The following is a 19,050-nucleotide window of genomic DNA, read 5'->3' as shown; positions in this document are numbered from 1 at the left end:
GAGCGCTGCCGACAGTATCTCTACGGCGATGACGATGGCTCGTGCTAGACAACGATGTTGCTGCGCTGGCGCTCAAGGTCACGCCAGAATCGGTAAAATTTTGGAATTTTGCTTGCACTGTTTGCCAGATGGTCGCAAACCGTCGTTGCAATCGGCAGCAAGCGACATCCGCTCGGTTAAATACAGACAAAGAAGGTCTATCCATGCCTCTCCAGCTTTCCCTCGCGCGCGACAAAATTTCCGTGCTTCTTCTCGAAGGTATCAGCCAGAGCGCCGTGGATTATTTTTCGTTATGCGGCTACACCAACCTTGTGCATCTGCCGAAAGCGCTGGATGACAAGGATCTCAAAGCCCATATCGCCGATGCGCACATCATCGGAATTCGTTCGCGAACGCAGCTGACAGAAGACATTTTCGAGTCCGCCAAGAAGCTGATTGCCGTTGGTTGTTTTTCCGTCGGCACAAACCAGGTCGATTTGGACGCAGCACGTCACCGCGGAATTCCCGTCTTCAACGCGCCCTACTCCAACACCCGCTCAGTGGCCGAACTTGTTATCGGCGAAATCATCATGCTGACGCGACAAATCTTCCCGCGTTCAGAGTCCGCCCATCAGGGTGGATGGGAGAAATCCGCCGTCGGCAGCCGTGAAGTTCGCGGAAAAACCCTTGGGATCGTCGGCTATGGCAATATCGGCTCGCAGCTGAGCGCTCTTGCCGAAAGCATGGGCATGGTGGTGCGCTATTTCGATCTCTCTGACCGGCTGCGTCGCGGCAATTCGGAATCAATGGCTTCGCTCGGCGAGCTTCTCGAAATCTCCGATTATGTGACGATGCACGTTCCAGAAACAGCATCGACGCACAATATGATCACCGAAACCGAACTGCGCCGCATGAAGAAAGGTGCCATATTCATCAACAATTCCCGCGGAACAGTGGTCGATCTCGACGCACTCGCGAAAGTCCTGAAAGAAGGCCATCTCGCAGGTGCTGCGGTCGATGTGTTTCCCAAGGAACCGGCATCCAACAAGGAGCGTTTCGAGACGCCGTTGCAGGGCTTGAGCAATGTCATTCTGACACCGCATATCGGCGGCTCGACGGAAGAAGCACAAGAGCGCATCGGTGGCGAAGTCGCCAGAAAACTGGTTGAGTATTCAGACATCGGTTCAACGATGGGCGCCGTCAACTTTCCACAGGTCCAGTTGCCTGAGCGCCCGAACGGTACGCGCTTCATCCATGTTCACGAAAACCGCCCCGGCATGCTTATAAAGTTGAACGAAATCTTCTCGTCACGCGGGCTGAATATCGTTGCCGAATTCCTACAGACGCATGGCGATACGGGTTACGTGGTCATCGAAGTCGAGAGCATGTCCCAGGAAGCTGACGACATCCTTCAGGTGCTGCGCGCGGTGCCGGGAACGATCAGAACGCGATTGCTCTACTGACGCATTCAGCAGCATGTAACTGAGGGGATGAAACAGCACTGGTATTCTCGGCAAGATGCCCGACTACCTCGCACCGTGAGACGGAATACTGGTAAGGGTCTAACCGCTTCAGGTCATCAGGCGATCACAATAACGATCACGGATGCATTCTCGTCGCGATCCATCACCAAAGTTTCACTTGGCTCAAGGATCACACAATCCGTTGGCGCCAGAAGCTGAAGCCCGTCCTTTGTGCAGCGATCAAGAGCGAAGACGAGTGTCACACCCCTGCACCATGCCGCGACAGGCTCCGATGTTTGACGTCTGACCTGACAATCCGACGTACCGCGGCGCGTCATGATGTTGAAATCGGTGATCGGGCCGCCCAACAGTGTCGCCGTTGTCGGCGCGTCTGCTGCGAAACTATGCGGCTCGGAGTCGGGTCGAAGTTCAACCGCCTCTGATCCATCGACGGAAAGTGTGATCCCCTCTCCGCTGAGGACAACCAGAGTTCGATCGACGTTTTCGAACATCGAAAAGGCACCGTCCTCGACAACCGAGGCCATGCTGATGCGGCAGTTGAAATAGTCGATGGAGGCATCGGCAGGAAAGACGGCGATCTCCGCCGTCTCTCCCTTGCCGTTCTTCCACGGCATACGCTTGTAGTCACTGGCGCGCAGAATCTTCATCGTCGCTCAGTTTCCCAGGATGCCGGGCAGACGCAGGCCCTTTTCCTTGGCGCAATCCACGGCGATGTCGTAGCCCGCATCGGAATGGCGCATGACGCCGGTTGCCGGGTCGTTCCACAGCACGCGCTCCAGACGGCGGGCCGCATCGTCCGTTCCATCGGCGCAGATGACGACACCCGAATGCTGGGAAAAGCCCATGCCGACACCGCCGCCATGGTGAAGCGACACCCATGTCGCACCCGATGCGGTGTTCAGAAGCGCGTTGAGCAACGGCCAGTCGGAGACGGCATCCGAGCCATCCTTCATCGCTTCCGTCTCGCGGTTGGGTGAGGCGACCGAGCCGGAATCGAGATGGTCGCGGCCGATGACAACAGGGGCGGAGAGTTCGCCGGTTCTGACCATTTCGTTGAAGGCAAGGCCAAGGCGGTGGCGATCACCCAGACCAACCCAGCAGATGCGCGCCGGCAGACCCTGAAACGCGATGCGCTCGGCAGCCATGTCCAGCCAGTTATGCAAGTGCTTGTTGCCGGGCGTCAGTTCCTTGACCTTGGCGTCGGTCTTGCGAATGTCCTCTGGATCGCCCGACAGCGCCGCCCAGCGGAACGGGCCGACGCCACGGCAAAACAGCGGGCGGATATAGGCAGGCACGAAACCCGGAAAAGCAAAGGCGTTTTCGAGGCCCTCATCCTTGGCGACCTGGCGGATGTTGTTGCCGTAATCGAAGGTCGGAATACCCATATCCTGAAAGGCGATCATCGCTTCGACATGCTCGCGCATGGAAGCACGGGCCGCTTTCTCGACGGCTTTCGGATCGCTCTCGCGCTTTTCCTTCCACTCAGCCATCGTCCAGCCCTTGGGCAGATAGCCGTTGATCGGATCATGGGCCGAGGTCTGGTCGGTGACCATATCGGGGCGAACGCCGCGACGGACCATTTCCGGCAGGATGTCGGCGGTATTGCCGAGCAGGCCGACGGACTTGGCTTCTCCGGCAGCGGTCCAGCGCTCGATCATCTCCATGGCTTCATCAAGCGTTTCAGCACGGGCATCGACATAGCGGGTGCGCAGGCGGAAATCGATGGAATCGGGATTGCATTCGATAGCAAGGCAACAGGCACCGGCCATGACGGCGGCCAGCGGCTGGGCGCCGCCCATACCACCGAGACCGCCGGTCAGCACCCACTTGCCCGTGAGATCGCCGCCATAATGCTGGCGACCGGCCTCCACAAAAGTCTCATAGGTACCCTGCACGATGCCCTGGCTGCCGATATAGATCCATGAACCTGCGGTCATCTGGCCGTACATGGCCAGACCCTTCTTATCCAGTTCGTTGAAATGGTCCCAGGTTGCCCAATGCGGCACGAGGTTGGAATTGGCGATGAGAACGCGTGGCGCATCCTTGTGGGTGCGGAACACACCGACCGGCTTGCCCGACTGCACCATCAGCGTTTCGTCTTCGTTCAGATCACGCAGCGTCTCGACGATCTTGTCAAAGTCCGCCCAAGTGCGAGCTGCACGGCCAATGCCCCCATAAACCACCAGCTCGTGAGGGTTTTCGGCCACTTCCGGATCAAGATTGTTCATCAGCATGCGCAACGGCGCTTCGGTCATCCAGGATTTCGCGGTCAGTTCGGTACCACGGGCAGCACGCACATCGCGAATATTGTGACGAGGATTGGTCATTGTGTTCCCCTTTTTGGATTGGATAGTGTCAGCGCGACTGTTTCGATTCGCGTGAGAATGTCCTTGAGATGGGTGCGAAGTTTGTAAGCTTTGGCGTCGTCGTAAGCGAAAGGCGGCGTCTCCGCGCTCAGATGTGTGGCCTGCGACAACTCCATCTGGATGGCGTGGACGCCGGTTTCCGGCTTGCCATAATGGCGTGTCGTCCAGCCGCCTTTGAAGCGACCGTTGAGAATGCTGTCATAGCCTTCGGCCCTAGAGGCAACATCGAATGTTGCCGCTTCAATTAACGGATCGCAGGTCTTGCCCATATCGGTGCCAACGTTGAAATCGGGCAACTTGCCTTCGAACAGAAACGGGATATGCGACCGAATGGAGTGGCAATCATAGAGGACCGCCACACCATGGATTGCCTTCACACGCTTGATTTCGGCGGCGAGCGCCGCGTGGTAGGGCGCATGAAACCCGGCAAGCCGCGCTGCAATGTCGGCCTCGGTCGGCTCTTCACCGTCCTTCCAGATCGCCAGACCGTCAAAATCTGTGCCCGGAACGAGGCCGGTGGTGTTCTGGCCGGGATAGAGGCTTGCGCCGTCAGGGTCGCGATTAGCATCGATGACATAGCGATGGAACGTGGCCCGCACCGTCGTCACCTCCGGCAACAAACCATCATAGAGATAATGGATATGCCAGTCGGTATCGGCAAGCATTCGACCGTTGTCGTTCAGCCGTTCCCAGATTGCGGGTGGAACGTCGGTGCCGGTGTGCGGAAAACCGAGAATGACGGGCGAAGAACCCTGTTTGACCTCGAAGACGCTCATTCAAGCCTCCAGAACCGGAAGAATGCCCGCGGAAACCACAGCGTTCAGTGCGCCGGTGGCGATCAGATCGGTTGCCGCCTTCAAGTCATCGGCCATGTAGCGGTCAATTTCCAATGTCGGCACGACCTTGCGGATCGTGGCGATGGCATTGGTCAGTTCCGGGCTGCTGACGAGTGGGGAGCGGAAGTCGATGCCCTGTGCCGCCGTCAGCGCTTCGATGCCGATGATGGAGAAAAGATTGTCAGTCATCTGCAGCAAGCGACGCGCGCCGTGGCAGGCCATGGAGACATGGTCTTCCTGATTGGCCGAGGTGGGCGTGGAATCGACCGAGGCCGGATGCGACATCTGCTTGTTTTCGGACATCAGCGCCGCAGACGTGACTTCGGCGATCATCAGGCCGGAGTTGAGGCCGGGCGTCTTGGCAAGGAACGCTGGCAGACCGTAGCTTAGCGCCGGATCGACCAGCAGTGCGATGCGGCGCTGTGCAATCGAACCGATTTCGCAGATGGCAAGCGCGATCTGGTCGGCAGCGAAGGCCACGGGCTCGGCGTGGAAATTGCCGCCGGAGACGACGGAATTGTCCGACAGCACCAGCGGATTGTCCGTCACAGCATTGGCTTCGATTTCCAGCGTGCGGGCAACCGAGCGCAAGAGATCGAGGCAAGCACCATCGACCTGCGGCTGGCAGCGGATGCAATATGGGTCCTGCACACGCTCGTCGCCTTCGATATGGCTGTCGCGGATCACCGAACCCTTGAGAAGATCGCGTAGGGCAGACGCCGCATCAATCTGGCCCTTGTGGCCGCGCAGCGTATGGATGTCAGGATGGAACGGCGCGGAGGAACCCATGGCGGCATCGGTGGACAGCGCCCCGGTAATCAGAGCAGATTGCGCGGCGCGATGGGCGCGGAACAGTCCGGCCAGCGCCAGCGCCGTGGAAACCTGCGTGCCATTGATCAGCGCCAACCCTTCCTTGGCGGCCAGCACGACGGGCGTCAGACCGCCACGCTCAAGCGCCGCGCGACCATTCAGCCGTTCGCCATCGAAAAAAGCTTCGCCTTCGCCCATCATCACCGCAGCCATATGGGCGAGCGGCGCAAGGTCGCCGGACGCACCGACGGAGCCCTTTTCGGGTATGACCGGGGTGACACCCTTGTCCAGCATGTCTTCAATCAGCCGGACCAGTTCGAGCCGGGTGCCGGATGCGCCGCGTCCCAGCGAGATCAGCTTCAGTGCCATGATCAGGCGCACGATATTGTCCGCCAGCGGTTGACCGACGCCGCAGCAATGCGACAGGATGAGATTGCGCTGCAGCGTGGCGACATCGGCGGCATCGATCTTGATGCTCGCCAGTTTGCCGAAACCGGTATTGATGCCGTAGACGGGCGCATTGCCAGCGGCGATCTCGGCAATGCGGGCAGCAGCCTTCTCGATGCCCGCGTCGAAGGAACGGTCGAGCCGGGCGGGCGCGCCGTTCCAGTAAATCACTTCCAGATCTTTCAGGGAAACCTGGCCAGGCTTGAGGGTGATGGTCATCGATCTATTCTCTTTCCCTTGAAGACGTGTGTGAACAGCGGATTGAAGCCGATGCGATAGACAAGCTCGGCGGGGCTTTCGATTGACCAGACGGCGAAGTCTGCCGACTTGCCGACCTCGATCGTACCGGTTCCCTCCAACAGGCCGAGTGCGCGGGCCGCCTCGCGTGTCGCACCGGCTAAACATTCCTCCACGGTGAGCCGAAACAGAGTTGCCGACATGTTCATGGTGAGCAGCACGGAGGTGAGCGGGGACGTGCCGGGGTTGCTGTCGGTGGCAACCGCAATGTGTGTGCCAGCCGCCCGAAGGGCTGCCACCGGCGGCTTGCGCGTTTCATTAATCGCGTAAAAGGCGCCGGGCAGCAGCACGGCAACCGTTCCCGCCTTCGCCATGGCGTGGGCGCCGTCCTCATCGAGATATTCGAGATGGTCTGCGGAAAGCGCGCCATAGGAGGCCGCGAGCTTGGCACCGCCGAGATCCGAAAGCTGGTCTGCGTGCAGTTTGACCGGAAGGCCAAGCGCCTTGGCCTGATCGAAAACGCGGGCGATCTCGTCTGTTGAGAAGGCGATCCCCTCACAGAAACCATCGACCGCATCGATCAGGCCTTCCGCATGGCCTTGCACCAATCCCGGCAGTACGATGTCATCGATATAATCGGTGTTGCGGCCCTTGTATTCGACCGGCACCGCATGTGCCGCGAGATAGGATGTCACAATGCGAACAGGACGGATCGTTTCGAGCGCGCGCGCCGCTTTCAGCATGCGCAGTTCGGCCTCGATATTGAGGCCATAGCCGGATTTGATCTCAATGGTCGTCACGCCTTCGGCAAGCAGCGTATCGAGCCGGGGCAATGCCACGGTGACCAGTTCTTCCACCGACAGTGCATTGGTTGCCTTCACGGACGAAACGATGCCGCCACCGGCACGAGCCACCTCTTCATAGGTTGCACCCTCAAGGCGCATCTCGAATTCACGGGCGCGATTGCCGCCATAGACGAGATGGGTGTGGCAATCGATCAGGCCGGGCGTCATCCACCGTCCACCGAGGTCGTGCACCGTCGCGCCCTGCGCCATATCGTCAGGCACAGCATCGGCGTCACCTACCCAGGTAATCCGGCCATCACGAACGAGAACTGCACCATTTTCGATGATGCCAAGGCCTATTTTCGCGGCATCAAGGGTTGCGATGCGCGCATTGAGCCATAGGCTGGGCGACGCATCGGCGTTACTGGTTTTCGAAAAATTGTTTCCGGGCATCAGATTTACGCCTTTCATTTATCGACAACATGTCTATACATATTGGATGTCTTGGCAAGACAAAAAATCGATAACACCAGAATGCCAACTCAAACGCGCAACAATCGGGAGAGGCTCAATGAATGCCATCCATGCAAAATCCGCTCTGCTGACCACCGGTTGGGCGCAGGATGTGCGGCTTGAGATAGAGGACGGCGTAATCCGTTCTCTCCATGTTGGCGCGGAACCACAGCCGGATGACGACCGGACGTCCGTGCTGGTGCCTGCCGTGCCGAACCTGCACAGCCACGCTTTCCAGCGCGCCATGGCCGGTCTTGCCGAAATCCGTGGACCAGCCGATGACAGCTTCTGGAGCTGGCGCACGGTGATGTACCGGTTTGCGCTGTCCATGACGCCCGATCACGTCGAGGCGGTAGCCGCGCAGCTCTATATGGAAATGCTCGAAGCCGGATATTGCCGTGTCGGCGAGTTCCATTACCTACACAATGACAAGGATGGCAGCCATTACGCCAATATCGCCGAGATGGCAGAACGGATCGGCGCGGCAAGTACGGCCACCGGGATCGGTCTGACATTGCTGCCGGTTTTCTACGCGCATTCCGGGTTTGGCGGTCAGGCACCTATCGAGGGCCAGCGGCGCTTCATCCACTCCGTCGAAAGCTACGGGCGGCTGATGGAGGGCGCTGCAAAAGTGGTGGCCAACCTGCCCGGCGGCATTCTCGGCATCGCGCCGCACAGCCTGCGCGCGGTGACCGGTCAGGAACTCGATGAGATCCTTCCGCTGGCAGCCGGTGGCCCCATTCATATTCACGTCGCCGAGCAGGTGAAAGAGGTCGAGGATTGTGTGTCTTGGTCGGGCGCACGACCTGTCGAATGGCTGTTCGACCACGCGCCGGTCGATGGTCGATGGTGTCTGATCCACGCAACCCATATGACTGCCGAGGAAACCCGACGGATGGCGCAAAGCGGTGCCGTTGCGGGCCTCTGCCCCATCACTGAAGCCAATCTGGGCGATGGCGTCTTTCCAGCCCCACCGTTCCTCGCCGAGGGCGGTCGTTACGGCATCGGTTCGGATTCGAATATCCTGATCTCGGTATCCGAAGAACTGCGGATGCTGGAATATTCGCAACGTCTCGGCTTGAAGGCCCGCAATGTGGTGGCGGATTCAGGCGGGTCCACGGGCCGCAAATTGTTCGAACAGGCGCTTGTCGGCGGAAATGCCGCACTTCAGTCCAAGTCGGGACTGATGCAAGGCGGTGCCGCCGATATGGTCGCGCTCAACATGAGTGCCGTGCCCTACCTCTCGGAAGACCGGCTGCTCGACCATTGGATTTTCGCCGGCGGTGTGACCGTCGATGCCGTCTGGTCGGCCGGGCGCAAACAGGTCGAAGCGGGGCAGCACATCCGCCGCGCCGAGATTTCCAGCCGGTTCCGTGCGGCGATGGCCGATCTTCTGTCACGCTGATATTTCGGTTTTGTTTGTGCGTCTGCCGGGTTACATCTCGGCTGGATTTTCATCGAAAGCGACCGCGAGTGACAAAAGAGAACAGCAGGGACGAAACCCTGCACCAGCGCATCTTGAATGATATCGAAGGTCGCATCATGTCCGGCGAGTGGCAGCCCGGTCACCGTCTGCCCTTCGAGGTCGACATGGCCGCGTCCTATTCCTGCTCCCGCATGACCGTCAACAAGGTCATGAGCCAGCTCGCCAAGTCAGGGCTTATCGAACGGCGCAAGAAATCCGGCAGCTTCGTAACGCAACCGCGCGCCCAATCGGCCATTCTCGATATACACGACATCAAGGAAGAGGTTCGCTCTCTCAACCTTGCCTATCACTACACGGTGCTGTCGCTGAAGAAGAGACAGGCAGGTGCCGACGATCGTCGTCACCTCACTCTGACCGCACCCCATGCCGTGGTCGAGGTGACATGCCTGCACTTTGCCGGCGAACAACCCTTTTGCCTCGAGGAGCGCCTCATCAGTCTGGCGGCTGTACCACAGGCGGCGGACTTCGATTTTACCGACCTTGCGCCCGGTCCCTGGCTCTTGTCGCAAATTCCTTGGACAACCGCCGAACACCGCATCCAGGCAATATCCGCAGGACCAAAAGAGACGAAGAACCTTGATATCGCACCGCGCGATGCCTGCCTTCTGATCGAGCGTCTGACTTGGGGTCCCAATGGTCCCGTCACCTATGTGCAGCTAACCTATCCAGGTAATCGCCACGTGGTCACCGCGCAGTTCAAGCCGGGTGGGTAAGCCAGCAAGAGACGTCCGCGTTCGCCGTCGTGGGCTTAAACATGGAACGATCCCGCCGACTCTCTTGACAGGACCTTGTATGCATCGATTTCGGCCAGACGTGCCTCCAGCACCGGCTTGACGGCTGCGATCGCGTCAGCCCCGGCCATGAACTGCTTCGGTGGATTGTCCATGGTCCCGAGCTTGACCAGGACCTCGCCCAGCGCAGCCGGGTTGCCAGTCTGCTGGCCATGATAGGCAGAATACATCGCTTCGGCAGAACCTTCCTCCGCGTAATCACCGATCGTGCTTTCGGCATAACGGACATTGCCGGAATCCAGCAGATCGGTTCGGAAGAAGCCGGGCGACACCACAACGATTTTTATGCCAAACAGCTCGACCTCGTGTGCCACGGAGAAGGTTAGCCCCTCGACCGCGAACTTCGCGGCGGCATAAGCGCTGCAATGCTTGAGACCGATAACGCCGGCCACAGAGCTGATGTTGATGATCCGCCCAGCGCGTTGCTGACGCATCACAGGTAGGACCGCCCGCATGACGTTGACGACACCGAACAAGTTGGTCTGCAGCTGGCTTTGGAAATCTGCGGGGCTGATTTCCTCGAAATTGCCAAGCACGCTGTAACCGGCATTGTTGATGAGAACGTCGATGCGGCCGAAAGCCTCGAGCGCCCGTGCGACGGCGATGTGGGCCTTGGCTTCATTGGTGACATCAAGCTGCACTAAAGCGAGATTGTCGCCCGCGACGTCGATCAAGGCCTTGCGGACCTTATCGAGATTTCGACCGGTCGCAACCACACGGTCGCCGACTTTCAAGGCTGCACGAGCAGTGGCCGCGCCAATACCACTGCCTGCCCCTGTGATGAACCAAACTTTGCTCATAATCTGTTCCTTTTTCTGATGACGAGACATTATCCCATCCGCTTGCAGGCGATTAGATGGTATTATTCGCATGGACTTAGAAAATGGATTGATGAATGCGCCGCGATAACGTGAACGACTACCTGGCTTTTATTGCGGTTGCCCGTGAGCACAGCTTTACCAAAGCGGCAGCGCAGCTGGGGGTGTCGCAATCCGCACTCAGCTACACAATCAGAACGTTGGAAGGTAAACTCGGCCTGCGGCTGCTGACCCGCACGACGCGCAGCGTCAGTCTGACGGAGGCTGGTGAACGTCTGCTGCTGGCCATCGGCCCGCGTTTCGACGAAATCGAAAGCGAGATCGCAGCGCTCAGCGCCATGCGTGACAAGCCGGCTGGCAACGTTCGGATCACGACCGTAGAGCATGCTGCCGAGACGATCCTGTGGCCGAAGCTGGCTCCGCTCTTGGCAAATTACCCGGACATCAACGTCGAAATCATCAGCGAGTACGGCCTTCGAGACATCGTCGCGGATCGTTACGACGCCGGTGTGCGCTTGGGCGAGCAGGTGGACCAGGATATGATTTCCGTGCCGATCAGCCGCGATTTTCGCTTCGCGATCGTCGGCTCGCCAGCCTACTTCGCGCAGCGGCCAGTGCCACAGACGCCACAGGACCTGACCGAACACAGTTGCATCAGGTTGCGCCTGCCCACCCATGGCGGGTTTTATATATGGGATTTCTACAAGGATGGCCACGAACTGAAAGTGCGTATCCAGGGCCGCGCCGCATTCAACACTGTCGGCATGATGCGCCAGGCCGCTCTCGACGGGTTCGGCCTCGCCTATCTGCCGGATGATCAGGTGCGCCATCTGATCAACGACGGTCAGTTGGTTCAGGTCTTGGCCGACTGGTCGCCCCCTCGCCCGGCCTATCATCTTTATTACCCGAGCCGCCGCCAGCACTCGCCCGCCTTTGCGCTTGTCATCGAGGCGTTGCGCTATCGCAGCCAAACATCTGATTAAGAAATCAGGTTTCTAAGCCCATGCAAATTGAACCGGCTAATCAATCAATGCCGGTTGACCTATCTTGGAGTTGTCACGGTCGCTGAGCGGTTGGACATCAACCAAAGAGAAGGATTTTCCGCATGAGCAAGATCGCAGGTGGCCTCAGCCGCCGCAACCTCCTCCTGAGCAGTTCCATCGTCTCCGCCAGCCTGCTAATGGCTGGCATGGCTGCTGCCGCACCAACGGTAGCGCCAAGCGCTGTCACCGTCACCCAGACTGGTCATGCCACCGTCCGGGCCGTTGAATTTAAGAACAACGACATCACCATGTCCGGCAACGTCTACTATCCCAAGGATTTCGACGCAAGCCAGACATATCCGGCAATTGTCGTGGTTCACCCAGGCGGCGGCGTTAAGGAACAGGCAGCCGGGCTGTATGCGCAAAAGCTGGCCGAGCAGGGTTTCGTAACGCTCGCCTTCGACGCATCGCATCAGGGTGCCAGCGGCGGCATGCCTCGTTTCCTGGACGATCCGATGAAGCGTGTCGTCGATTTCTATAGCGCCGTCGATTACATGACATCGCTGCCATACGTCGATGCACAGAACATTGGCGCCTTGGGCGTGTGTGCCGGTAGCGGCATTACCGTAAAAGCCTCGATGACCGATCGCCGGGTCAAAGCGATTGCCACCGTCAGCGCCGTGGATGTCGGCGCCGCCACCCGCAAGGGTTGGGATGGTAAGCTGCCAGAATCGTCGATCATCGAAACGCTCGATGCTGTTGCCAAACAGCGTTCGGCCGAAGCCGCTGGCGGCGCTCCCATGTATGTCAACTACGTACCAAAGCTGGGCGACAAGTCAGCGCCCCGCGACCTTCAGGAAGCGGCCGACTATTATCTGACGAAGCGCGGGGCTACCCGACCTCGACCAACCAAATGCTGATGACCAGCGTCGCCACGCTGGCGTCGTTCACCGGTTTTGAAGGCGCTGACACCTTCATGACCCAACCTTTGCTGATCGTGGCTGGCAGTGAAGCCGGTTCCCTGTGGCACAGTCAGGAGCTGAACACTCGAGCAGCATCGAAAGACAAGGAGCTGTTCATCATCGAGGGCGCCACGCACATGGACCTTTATGACGGCCAGGGCGCGGTGACAGCTGCCAACAAGCTGGGACCGTTCTTCAAGGACAAGCTCGCGAACAATTGACCCTTTGAAGCAGGCCCGGCCGTGCCGGGCCTTTTCATACGTGCAACGCCAAAACCGAAAGGCCTCCATGCCCTTCACGCACCGCATTTCCCTGATGGCTACTGCCGTTATCGCCTTTGCATTCTCGTCGTTCACTGCCGTAGCCGAAAACCGGGCCACCTTCCCGAAGGACTTCAGCCGCTACGTTCTCTATGCCACCTACGACCGGGGCTCCTCGAAAGAGGAGGCCTTCGCCGCGCCGGAAACGCTCGCGCTGGCAAAGTCCGGCCAGCCCCTGCCGCCCGGCACGCAGCTGGTGCTGGGCATATGGTCAAACTACAAGCTGACCGACTATTTCGTGATGGAAAAGGGAATTGATTGGGGACTGGATATCGCGGCCGATAAAAAGACAGGCGACTGGCATTTCCAGCAATTCGATCCAAACGGCCAGATGCGGCGCACGGCAATCGCCAGCCGTTGCGAATCCTGTCATCAGGGTCAGGCCAGCAACGACTTCCTATTCACCCGCGACCGCATGGACACCTATCTGCCGTGAGCCGATTATTCCTAGTGCGGCTGATCCTGGATTGTTTGGCGGCGAGCCTGCTGTTAGTCGCCCTCGCCTACAACTGGCTCGGCAACGCAGCCCACGAAATCATCGGCACGGTGATGTTTGGGCTGCTTGTCACGCATGTCGCATTTAACCGCCGCTGGTTTGCCGGTTTGAAGAAAGTTCGCCGAGAGCCGAGGTGGCTGCTGACCCGCACCATCAATCTGTCGCTGCTGCTGGCCATGCTGGTTCTGCTGGTCACGAGCGCCGTCATTTCGCAGACCGTGTTCGGCTTCCTGGACCTGACCAGCACGTTTACCCTCCGACAAGTCCACAGTCTGGCTGGGTATCTGGTGCTGTTGATCTCGAGCATCCATCTCGGCCTGCAATGTACGATGGTGATGAAGCTCACGCGCGACCGCCTCGGCTTGTCGCCGCATCCCACCCGCACCCTCGCTTTGCGCGTGCTGACCTTCGGGATTGCCAGCTACGGCATCTACAGCCTTGTCGCCGTAAACATGCGCGCGAAACTGACCATGGCGACGACCATGGACTTCTGGGATTTCGAGACTGCAGCGCTGGCGTTTTTCATGCACCTTGCTGCCATTCTTGGCCTGGGTACCTCGATAGGGCATTATCTTTTGAAAATATTACGGTTTTTAGGGTCAAACGATCGCAGCAAACTTTGACGCCTTGAGATCGAGGTCGAGCACTACTTATCCCTCGATAAATCGCCCTGCCCTGCTGTCGCGGTTGGAACCGAGGGCAAGAACGTACCGACTCTTCAGTTTGTTGGGAACCGCCAAAGGCGGAGAGCATTGTCTCTACTTGGACAACCCGCCGTTGGGCATTCCACACCATCAAAATCCGCCTCGGGCAACTGGCCCCTCCAAACTTTCAAGGGAATCGACATGAAAGATCGCGAACACAGCGAGATATCGCCGAGCAATGAAAACTCTCTCAGAGGCCATGCCCAAGGGAGTGAGCAATTTGCTCCTGAAGAGCATCATGCCGAGGGTGGAGAACTGCACCAGGAGGTCAAGAAGGACGAAGCGGATGGTGATGCATATCTCACCGACAATTTCGGCCACCGCATCTCTGACAACCAGAACAGCCTGAAGGCCGGAAGCCGCGGCCCTACGCTTCTAGAGGATTTCGTCCTTAGAGAGAAAATTTTCCACTTCGATCACGAGCGGATTCCCGAACGCATCGTTCACGCCCGCGGATCTGGAGCCCATGGCGTCTTCGAATGCACAAAGAGCATTCCCGAGCTGACCAAGGCTTCGATCTTTCAGAATGTCGGCGATTCATGTCCCGTCTTCGTCCGCTTCTCCACAGTGGCCGGCGGTGCGGGATCTGTCGATACCCCCCGTGACGTCAGAGGGTTTGCGGTCAAGTTTTATACCGACAGCGGGAACTGGGATCTCGTTGGCAACAATATTCCGGTGTTTTTCATCCAAGATGCGATCAAATTCCCGGATCTCATTCACAGCGTGAAGATGGAAGCCGATCGTGGATATCCGCAAGCGGCGTCCGCTCACGACACGTTCTGGGATTTCATCAGCCTGATGCCGGAATCGATGCACATGATCATGTGGGCGATGTCCGACCGCACGATACCGCGATCGTTCCGGATGATGGAAGGATTTGGGGTCCACACGTTCCGGCTCGTCAACGAAAAAGGCGAGGGCAAATTTGTGAAGTTCCACTGGAAGCCGCAGCTGGGACTTGCATCCACCACTTGGGACGAAGCCGTCAAAATCGCCGGTGCCGATCCAGACTTCCAGCGACGTGATCTTTTCGAAGCAATCGACAGCGGCGATTTCCCAGCTTGGGATCTCGGTGTCCAAATCTTTGACGAGGAATGGGCAATGAAACAGCCCTATGATGTCCTCGATGCGACGAAACTCATTCCAGAGGAGGAAATTCCCGTCGAGATTATCGGCCGCATGACATTGAACCGGAATGTCGATAATTTCTTCGCCGAAACAGAGCAGGTCGCATTTCTCCCAAGCAATATCATTCCTGGTATTGATTTCAGCAACGATCCGCTGCTGCAAGGGCGACTGTTCTCCTACCTCGATACCCAGAAATCCCGACTTGGAACCACCAATTTCCACCAGATTCCCGTCAACGCACCGAAGTGCCCGTTTCACAATTTTCAGCGTGACGGTATGATGCAGACGCTCGTGCCGAAAGGTCGGGCAAACTATGAGCCGAACAGTCTCTCGCAGGCAGGAGAAGACAGTGGTCCGCGTGCATCGACCGCAAGCGGATTTGCGACGTTCCGCGAAAATGGCGAGCGCAACGATCCGACGCAGAAGCTACGCCAGCGCGATGCCTTGTTTGCAGACCACTACAGCCAGGCACGGATGTTCTACAATTCGCAGACGGAAAACGAGCAAGCCCACATCATCTCTGCAATCGTTTTTGAACTGTCCAAAGTTCAAATGCCGCATGTCAGAGCAAACGTCTTGTCAAACCTGCGCAATATCAACGAGGGGTTGGCTCAACGTGCAGCAGATGGTCTGGGAATCGACTTGCCCGAGAAATCGACGCCTGCCAAAGAACCCATCGACATGGCTGCATCCGACGCATTGTCCATTCAAAAGAACGACCTCAAAACGTTGCAGGGTCGTAAAGTGGGCATCCTCTTTGACGAAGGATCCAACAAGGCTTCGATCGATAAGCTCGTGAATGATGTCGAAGCAGCAGGCGGTACGGCTTTTCTGGTCGCCAGAAAGGTCGGCGGTTTGAAAGTGGATGGTGGCGAGCTGAAGGCCGATGGACAATTGGCCGGATCCCCCTCGTTCCTCTTCGATGCGGTGGCTTCGATCCTGGCCCCAGACGCTGCTGAGAAGCTCAAGAAAGAAGCGGCAGCGGTGCAATGGTTCATGGATGCCTATGGGCATTGCAAGACGATCGCGTACTGCAAAGCCACAAAACTGCTTCTCGATAGAGCAAATGTCGAGATCGACGATGGCGTCGTCCCTATTGAGCAGTTCATGAGCGTCGGTACAAAACGGCACTGGGACAGAGAGCCTTCGGTGCGCACACTTCCCTAAAAACGAACAGACAGCGGATATGTTGAAGCGGCACCGTTGGCCGCTTCAACATACGCTACATCCATCGAAAGGCGCCGGGATATGACGGTATGAAGACCAATCATTTTATGCTTGGGAACAGCGATCGGGTTCCGAATAATCCGAACTTCCCGGTGGTCGTCTACCGCCAGATTGGCCCGTATATAGACTCTGCCGCATTGGAAGCGCTGTTTTCGGCAAACGGATGGACTGGTGTCTGGCGGAATGGCGTCTTCGATTATCATCACTATCATAGTGGCGCGCACGAGGTTTTGGGCATTGGTTGCGGTCACGCTAGGCTGCAGATCGGTGGTCCGGACGGGACTGTGCTGGAGGTCTCGCAAGGAGACTGCCTGATACTGCCAGCCGGAACCGGGCATAAAAGGCTTGAGAGTTCGCCGGATTTTCAGGTCGTTGGTGCTTATCCTCCTGAGCAGAAAGTCGATATCCAGCGATCTGCCCCAACGGAAGATATGCTGGCCAGGATAACATCCTGTCCAAAACCTGACACGGACCCCGTTCACGGATCGTCGGCCGGGTTGAATGATCTTTGGCAAAGCAAGTGAAAATCCAACTGCATTCGATATCGAAGCGCACTGGCGACGGGTAATCTCACGGTGCTGAGTACTATCTATGGGCGATGAAAATTAAGCGTGGCCACATTTGATGCAATCGCTACTTTAGTAAATTATATTAATTATCTTGCACTATCGTGGTGGGCAGAAGTTTTCTCACGCTAGGTGCACATAATGATCAGTATGTTTGCTTCCAACTCCAATCAGATCCTGTCTGCACTTGATCTCTCATTCGCGATTATCGAATTCGATACGCAGGGCAACATCCTTCGGGCAAACAAGAATTTCTGCGATCTCATGGGATATTCCGAGAACGAAATCATCGGAAAACATCATCGTATCTTCGTCGAAAAAGACTATGCGGGGTCCTCTGACTATACCGCATTCTGGAAAAAACTTCAGGGCGGTACATTTGAGTGCAGCGAGTTCAAGCGCATCGCAAAGAACGGCGACGATATCTGGATTCGGGGCAACTACAACCCGGTGAAAAGCGCCAGCGGCAAGGTGCTCAAAATCATCAAATTCGCAAACGATATCACGCAGACGAAGATGGATGGCCTTGATAGCAGCGCCAAGTTGACTGCCGTTTCGCGTGCGCAAGCGACAATCGAGTTTACGCCTGACGGCAAGATTCTTGCGGCCAATGAAAACTTTTTGAAGGCACTCGGATATACGCTGAATGAGATCGTCGGCCAACACCATCGCATGTTCGTGGAGCCAGCCGAAGCAAACTCGCAGCGCTATCTGGAATTTTGGACCCGGCTACGTATGGGTGAATACGTCGCAGATGAATTCCTGCGCATCGGCAAAGGTGGTCGCCATGTCCATATCCAAGCCTCCTACAACCCTGTTTTCGATCCCAGCGGAAAGATCATCAAAGTCGTTAAGTTTGCCACCGATGTCACAGGACGCGTGGAAAATGTCGAGCAGCTCGCTCTCGGACTGACCCGCTTTGCTGACGGAGACCTGTCGCAACAGATCGACCGGCCATTCATTCCGTCGCTGGAGCGTTTGAGAACAGACTTTAATTCCGCATCCAACAAGTTAAAGCTTGCGATGGCTGCGGTTGCCGAGAATGCTCAGGCAATTACCTCTGGCTCCAATGAAATCCGTATGTCTGCCGACGATCTGGCAAAGCGCACGGAACAGCAGGCAGCCTCTGTCGAGGAAACGGCCGCTGCCTTGGAACAGATAACGACGACCGTGAAAGATTCCAGCCAGCGTGCCGAGGAAGCCGGTCGCCTCGTGGCCCGAACCAAGGACCACGCCAACCATTCCGGCGCTGTCGTTCGCGAAGCCATCGGTGCTATGGATCAGATCGATGCGTCGTCGAAGGCAATTTCCAACATCATCGGCGTGATCGATGAAATTGCGTTTCAAACAAACTTGCTGGCTTTGAATGCCGGTGTCGAAGCTGCCAGAGCTGGAGAGGCCGGCAAGGGATTTGCGGTGGTCGCTCAAGAGGTGCGCGAACTTGCGCAGCGGTCAGCAACGGCGGCAAAAGAGATCAAGACGCTCATAACCGCATCCGGCTCTTATGTCAGCAACGGCGTCACGCTGGTGACGAAAGCGGGCGCTGCCTTGCAAGAGATTGCTGCCCATGTCGAGAACATCAACGGCGATATAACGGCGATCGTTGAGGCTTCCCGTGAGCAGTCGACCGCACTCAGCGAGATCAACCGCGCCATCAACTCAGTCGACCAGGGCACTCAGCAGAATGCCGCCATGGTGGAAGAGCAAACGGCTGCCAGCCACGAATTGGCGAAGGAAGCTGCAGCGCTGTTCGAATTGCTCGATCAATTCCGTTTCGGTGAAGGCAACCGCTTGCAAACGACTAAACCGTTGGACAGCAAACGGCCGTCAGCGTTTAAACCGAAACCATCAGCTCCTACTCACTCACAGGCACAGCGCCCCTCCGCTGCCGTCGCACCGCGTCGGATGGCAAGCTCGTCTTCAGCCGCCGCTGCGACACAAGCAAGCTGGGAAGAGTTTTAAGGGCGGCGCACCTAATGTTGGCTTCGAATGATCGAAGCCAACAGTTCGGGCCTGCGCGCGGGTCGGCCCCGTTGATGGGCGCCAGCGCCCAGCGAGCCAGCATGTCAAAACGTACGCATGATGTCATAGATTTGAAATACCTACCTCCTA

Annotated in this window: 17 protein-coding genes; 11 read left to right on the top strand and 6 right to left on the bottom strand. The window is 57.7% G+C overall.

Going from position 1 to position 19,050, the window contains the following annotated elements:
• The first annotated feature begins 203 nt into the window (after positions 1-203).
• On the top strand, positions 204-1,442 hold the full coding sequence (serA, locus tag RRU01S_RS23420) for a phosphoglycerate dehydrogenase (protein WP_045232647.1): 1,239 nt from the start codon (positions 204-206) through the stop codon (positions 1,440-1,442).
• 116 nt (positions 1,443-1,558) lie between these two features.
• On the opposite strand, the gene RRU01S_RS23415 is transcribed toward serA, so the two are convergent.
• Genes RRU01S_RS23415 through hutI form a run of 5 tightly spaced genes read right to left on the bottom strand, consistent with a single transcriptional unit; the run spans position 1,559 to position 7,397 of the window.
• Complete coding sequence (locus tag RRU01S_RS23415) at positions 1,559-2,110, bottom strand: HutD/Ves family protein (RefSeq protein WP_045232646.1); 552 nt, start codon at positions 2,108-2,110, stop codon at positions 1,559-1,561.
• 6 nt (positions 2,111-2,116) lie between these two features.
• Positions 2,117-3,790: a urocanate hydratase gene (gene hutU / locus RRU01S_RS23410; RefSeq protein WP_045232645.1), complete on the bottom strand. Its 1,674-nt coding sequence runs from the start codon at positions 3,788-3,790 to the stop codon at positions 2,117-2,119.
• Positions 3,787-4,605 (bottom strand): N-formylglutamate deformylase, encoded by an 819-nt coding sequence (gene hutG / locus RRU01S_RS23405; RefSeq protein WP_045232644.1) that lies wholly within the window; start codon positions 4,603-4,605, stop codon positions 3,787-3,789. Before hutG ends, hutU begins: the two co-directional genes overlap by 4 nt.
• Positions 4,606-6,141 carry a histidine ammonia-lyase gene (gene hutH, locus RRU01S_RS23400; RefSeq protein WP_045232643.1) on the bottom strand — a complete coding sequence of 512 codons (1,536 nt, stop codon included), beginning with the start codon at positions 6,139-6,141 and terminating at the stop codon, positions 4,606-4,608.
• Positions 6,138-7,397, bottom strand: coding sequence for an imidazolonepropionase (gene hutI, locus RRU01S_RS23395; protein ID WP_045232662.1), 1,260 nt, complete (start codon positions 7,395-7,397; stop codon positions 6,138-6,140). Before hutI ends, hutH begins: the two co-directional genes overlap by 4 nt.
• Positions 7,398-7,515: 118 nt before the next feature.
• On the opposite strand from hutI, the gene RRU01S_RS23390 reads away from it, so the two are divergent.
• Both RRU01S_RS23390 and hutC read left to right on the top strand, forming a co-directional pair.
• Entirely contained in the window at positions 7,516-8,862 is a 1,347-nt protein-coding gene (locus RRU01S_RS23390) for a formimidoylglutamate deiminase (protein ID WP_045232642.1), read from the top strand.
• Between the two features lie 68 nt (positions 8,863-8,930).
• Positions 8,931-9,656: a histidine utilization transcriptional repressor HutC gene (gene hutC, locus RRU01S_RS23385; protein WP_045232641.1), complete on the top strand. Its 726-nt coding sequence runs from the start codon at positions 8,931-8,933 to the stop codon at positions 9,654-9,656.
• 35 nt (positions 9,657-9,691) lie between these two features.
• On the opposite strand, the gene RRU01S_RS23380 is transcribed toward hutC, so the two are convergent.
• Positions 9,692-10,534, bottom strand: a complete 843-nt coding sequence (locus RRU01S_RS23380) for an SDR family oxidoreductase (RefSeq protein WP_045232661.1) — start codon at positions 10,532-10,534, stop codon at positions 9,692-9,694.
• 95 nt (positions 10,535-10,629) lie between these two features.
• Between RRU01S_RS23380 and RRU01S_RS23375 the strand changes: the two genes are divergently transcribed.
• The 8 genes from RRU01S_RS23375 to RRU01S_RS23345 all read left to right on the top strand — a co-directional run bounded on the left by RRU01S_RS23375 (position 10,630) and on the right by RRU01S_RS23345 (position 18,900).
• Positions 10,630-11,535, top strand: a complete 906-nt coding sequence (locus tag RRU01S_RS23375; protein ID WP_045232640.1) for a LysR family transcriptional regulator — start codon at positions 10,630-10,632, stop codon at positions 11,533-11,535.
• A gap of 122 nt (positions 11,536-11,657) precedes the next feature.
• Complete coding sequence (locus RRU01S_RS23370) at positions 11,658-12,455, top strand: alpha/beta hydrolase (protein WP_209806597.1); 798 nt, start codon at positions 11,658-11,660, stop codon at positions 12,453-12,455.
• Positions 12,455-12,718, top strand: a complete 264-nt coding sequence (locus tag RRU01S_RS26375; protein ID WP_209806600.1) for an alpha/beta hydrolase family protein — start codon at positions 12,455-12,457, stop codon at positions 12,716-12,718. The genes RRU01S_RS23370 and RRU01S_RS26375 overlap by 1 nt, the downstream gene beginning before the upstream one ends.
• 67 nt (positions 12,719-12,785) lie before the next feature.
• Positions 12,786-13,253 carry a cytochrome P460 family protein gene (locus tag RRU01S_RS23365; RefSeq protein WP_081880183.1) on the top strand — a complete coding sequence of 156 codons (468 nt, stop codon included), beginning with the start codon at positions 12,786-12,788 and terminating at the stop codon, positions 13,251-13,253.
• Positions 13,250-13,936, top strand: coding sequence for a DUF4405 domain-containing protein (locus RRU01S_RS23360; RefSeq protein ID WP_045232639.1), 687 nt, complete (start codon positions 13,250-13,252; stop codon positions 13,934-13,936). Before RRU01S_RS23365 ends, RRU01S_RS23360 begins: the two co-directional genes overlap by 4 nt.
• A gap of 222 nt (positions 13,937-14,158) precedes the next feature.
• Positions 14,159-16,312, top strand: coding sequence for a catalase (locus tag RRU01S_RS23355; RefSeq protein ID WP_081880182.1), 2,154 nt, complete (start codon positions 14,159-14,161; stop codon positions 16,310-16,312).
• An 89-nt stretch (positions 16,313-16,401) separates the two neighbouring features.
• Positions 16,402-16,896: a cupin gene (locus RRU01S_RS23350; RefSeq protein ID WP_045232638.1), complete on the top strand. Its 495-nt coding sequence runs from the start codon at positions 16,402-16,404 to the stop codon at positions 16,894-16,896.
• Positions 16,897-17,079: 183 nt separating this feature from the next.
• A complete protein-coding gene (locus tag RRU01S_RS23345) occupies positions 17,080-18,900 on the top strand; it encodes a methyl-accepting chemotaxis protein (protein ID WP_045232637.1) in 1,821 nt (606 codons plus the stop codon).
• Positions 18,901-19,050: the final 150 nt, after the last annotated feature.

It is taken from the genome of Agrobacterium rubi TR3 = NBRC 13261, assembly GCF_000739935.1.
In the GTDB taxonomy this organism is placed as follows: domain Bacteria; phylum Pseudomonadota; class Alphaproteobacteria; order Rhizobiales; family Rhizobiaceae; genus Agrobacterium; species Agrobacterium rubi.
Note: the sequence above shows the minus strand (reverse complement) of the source record. Positions and strands in the feature narration are given on the sequence as shown.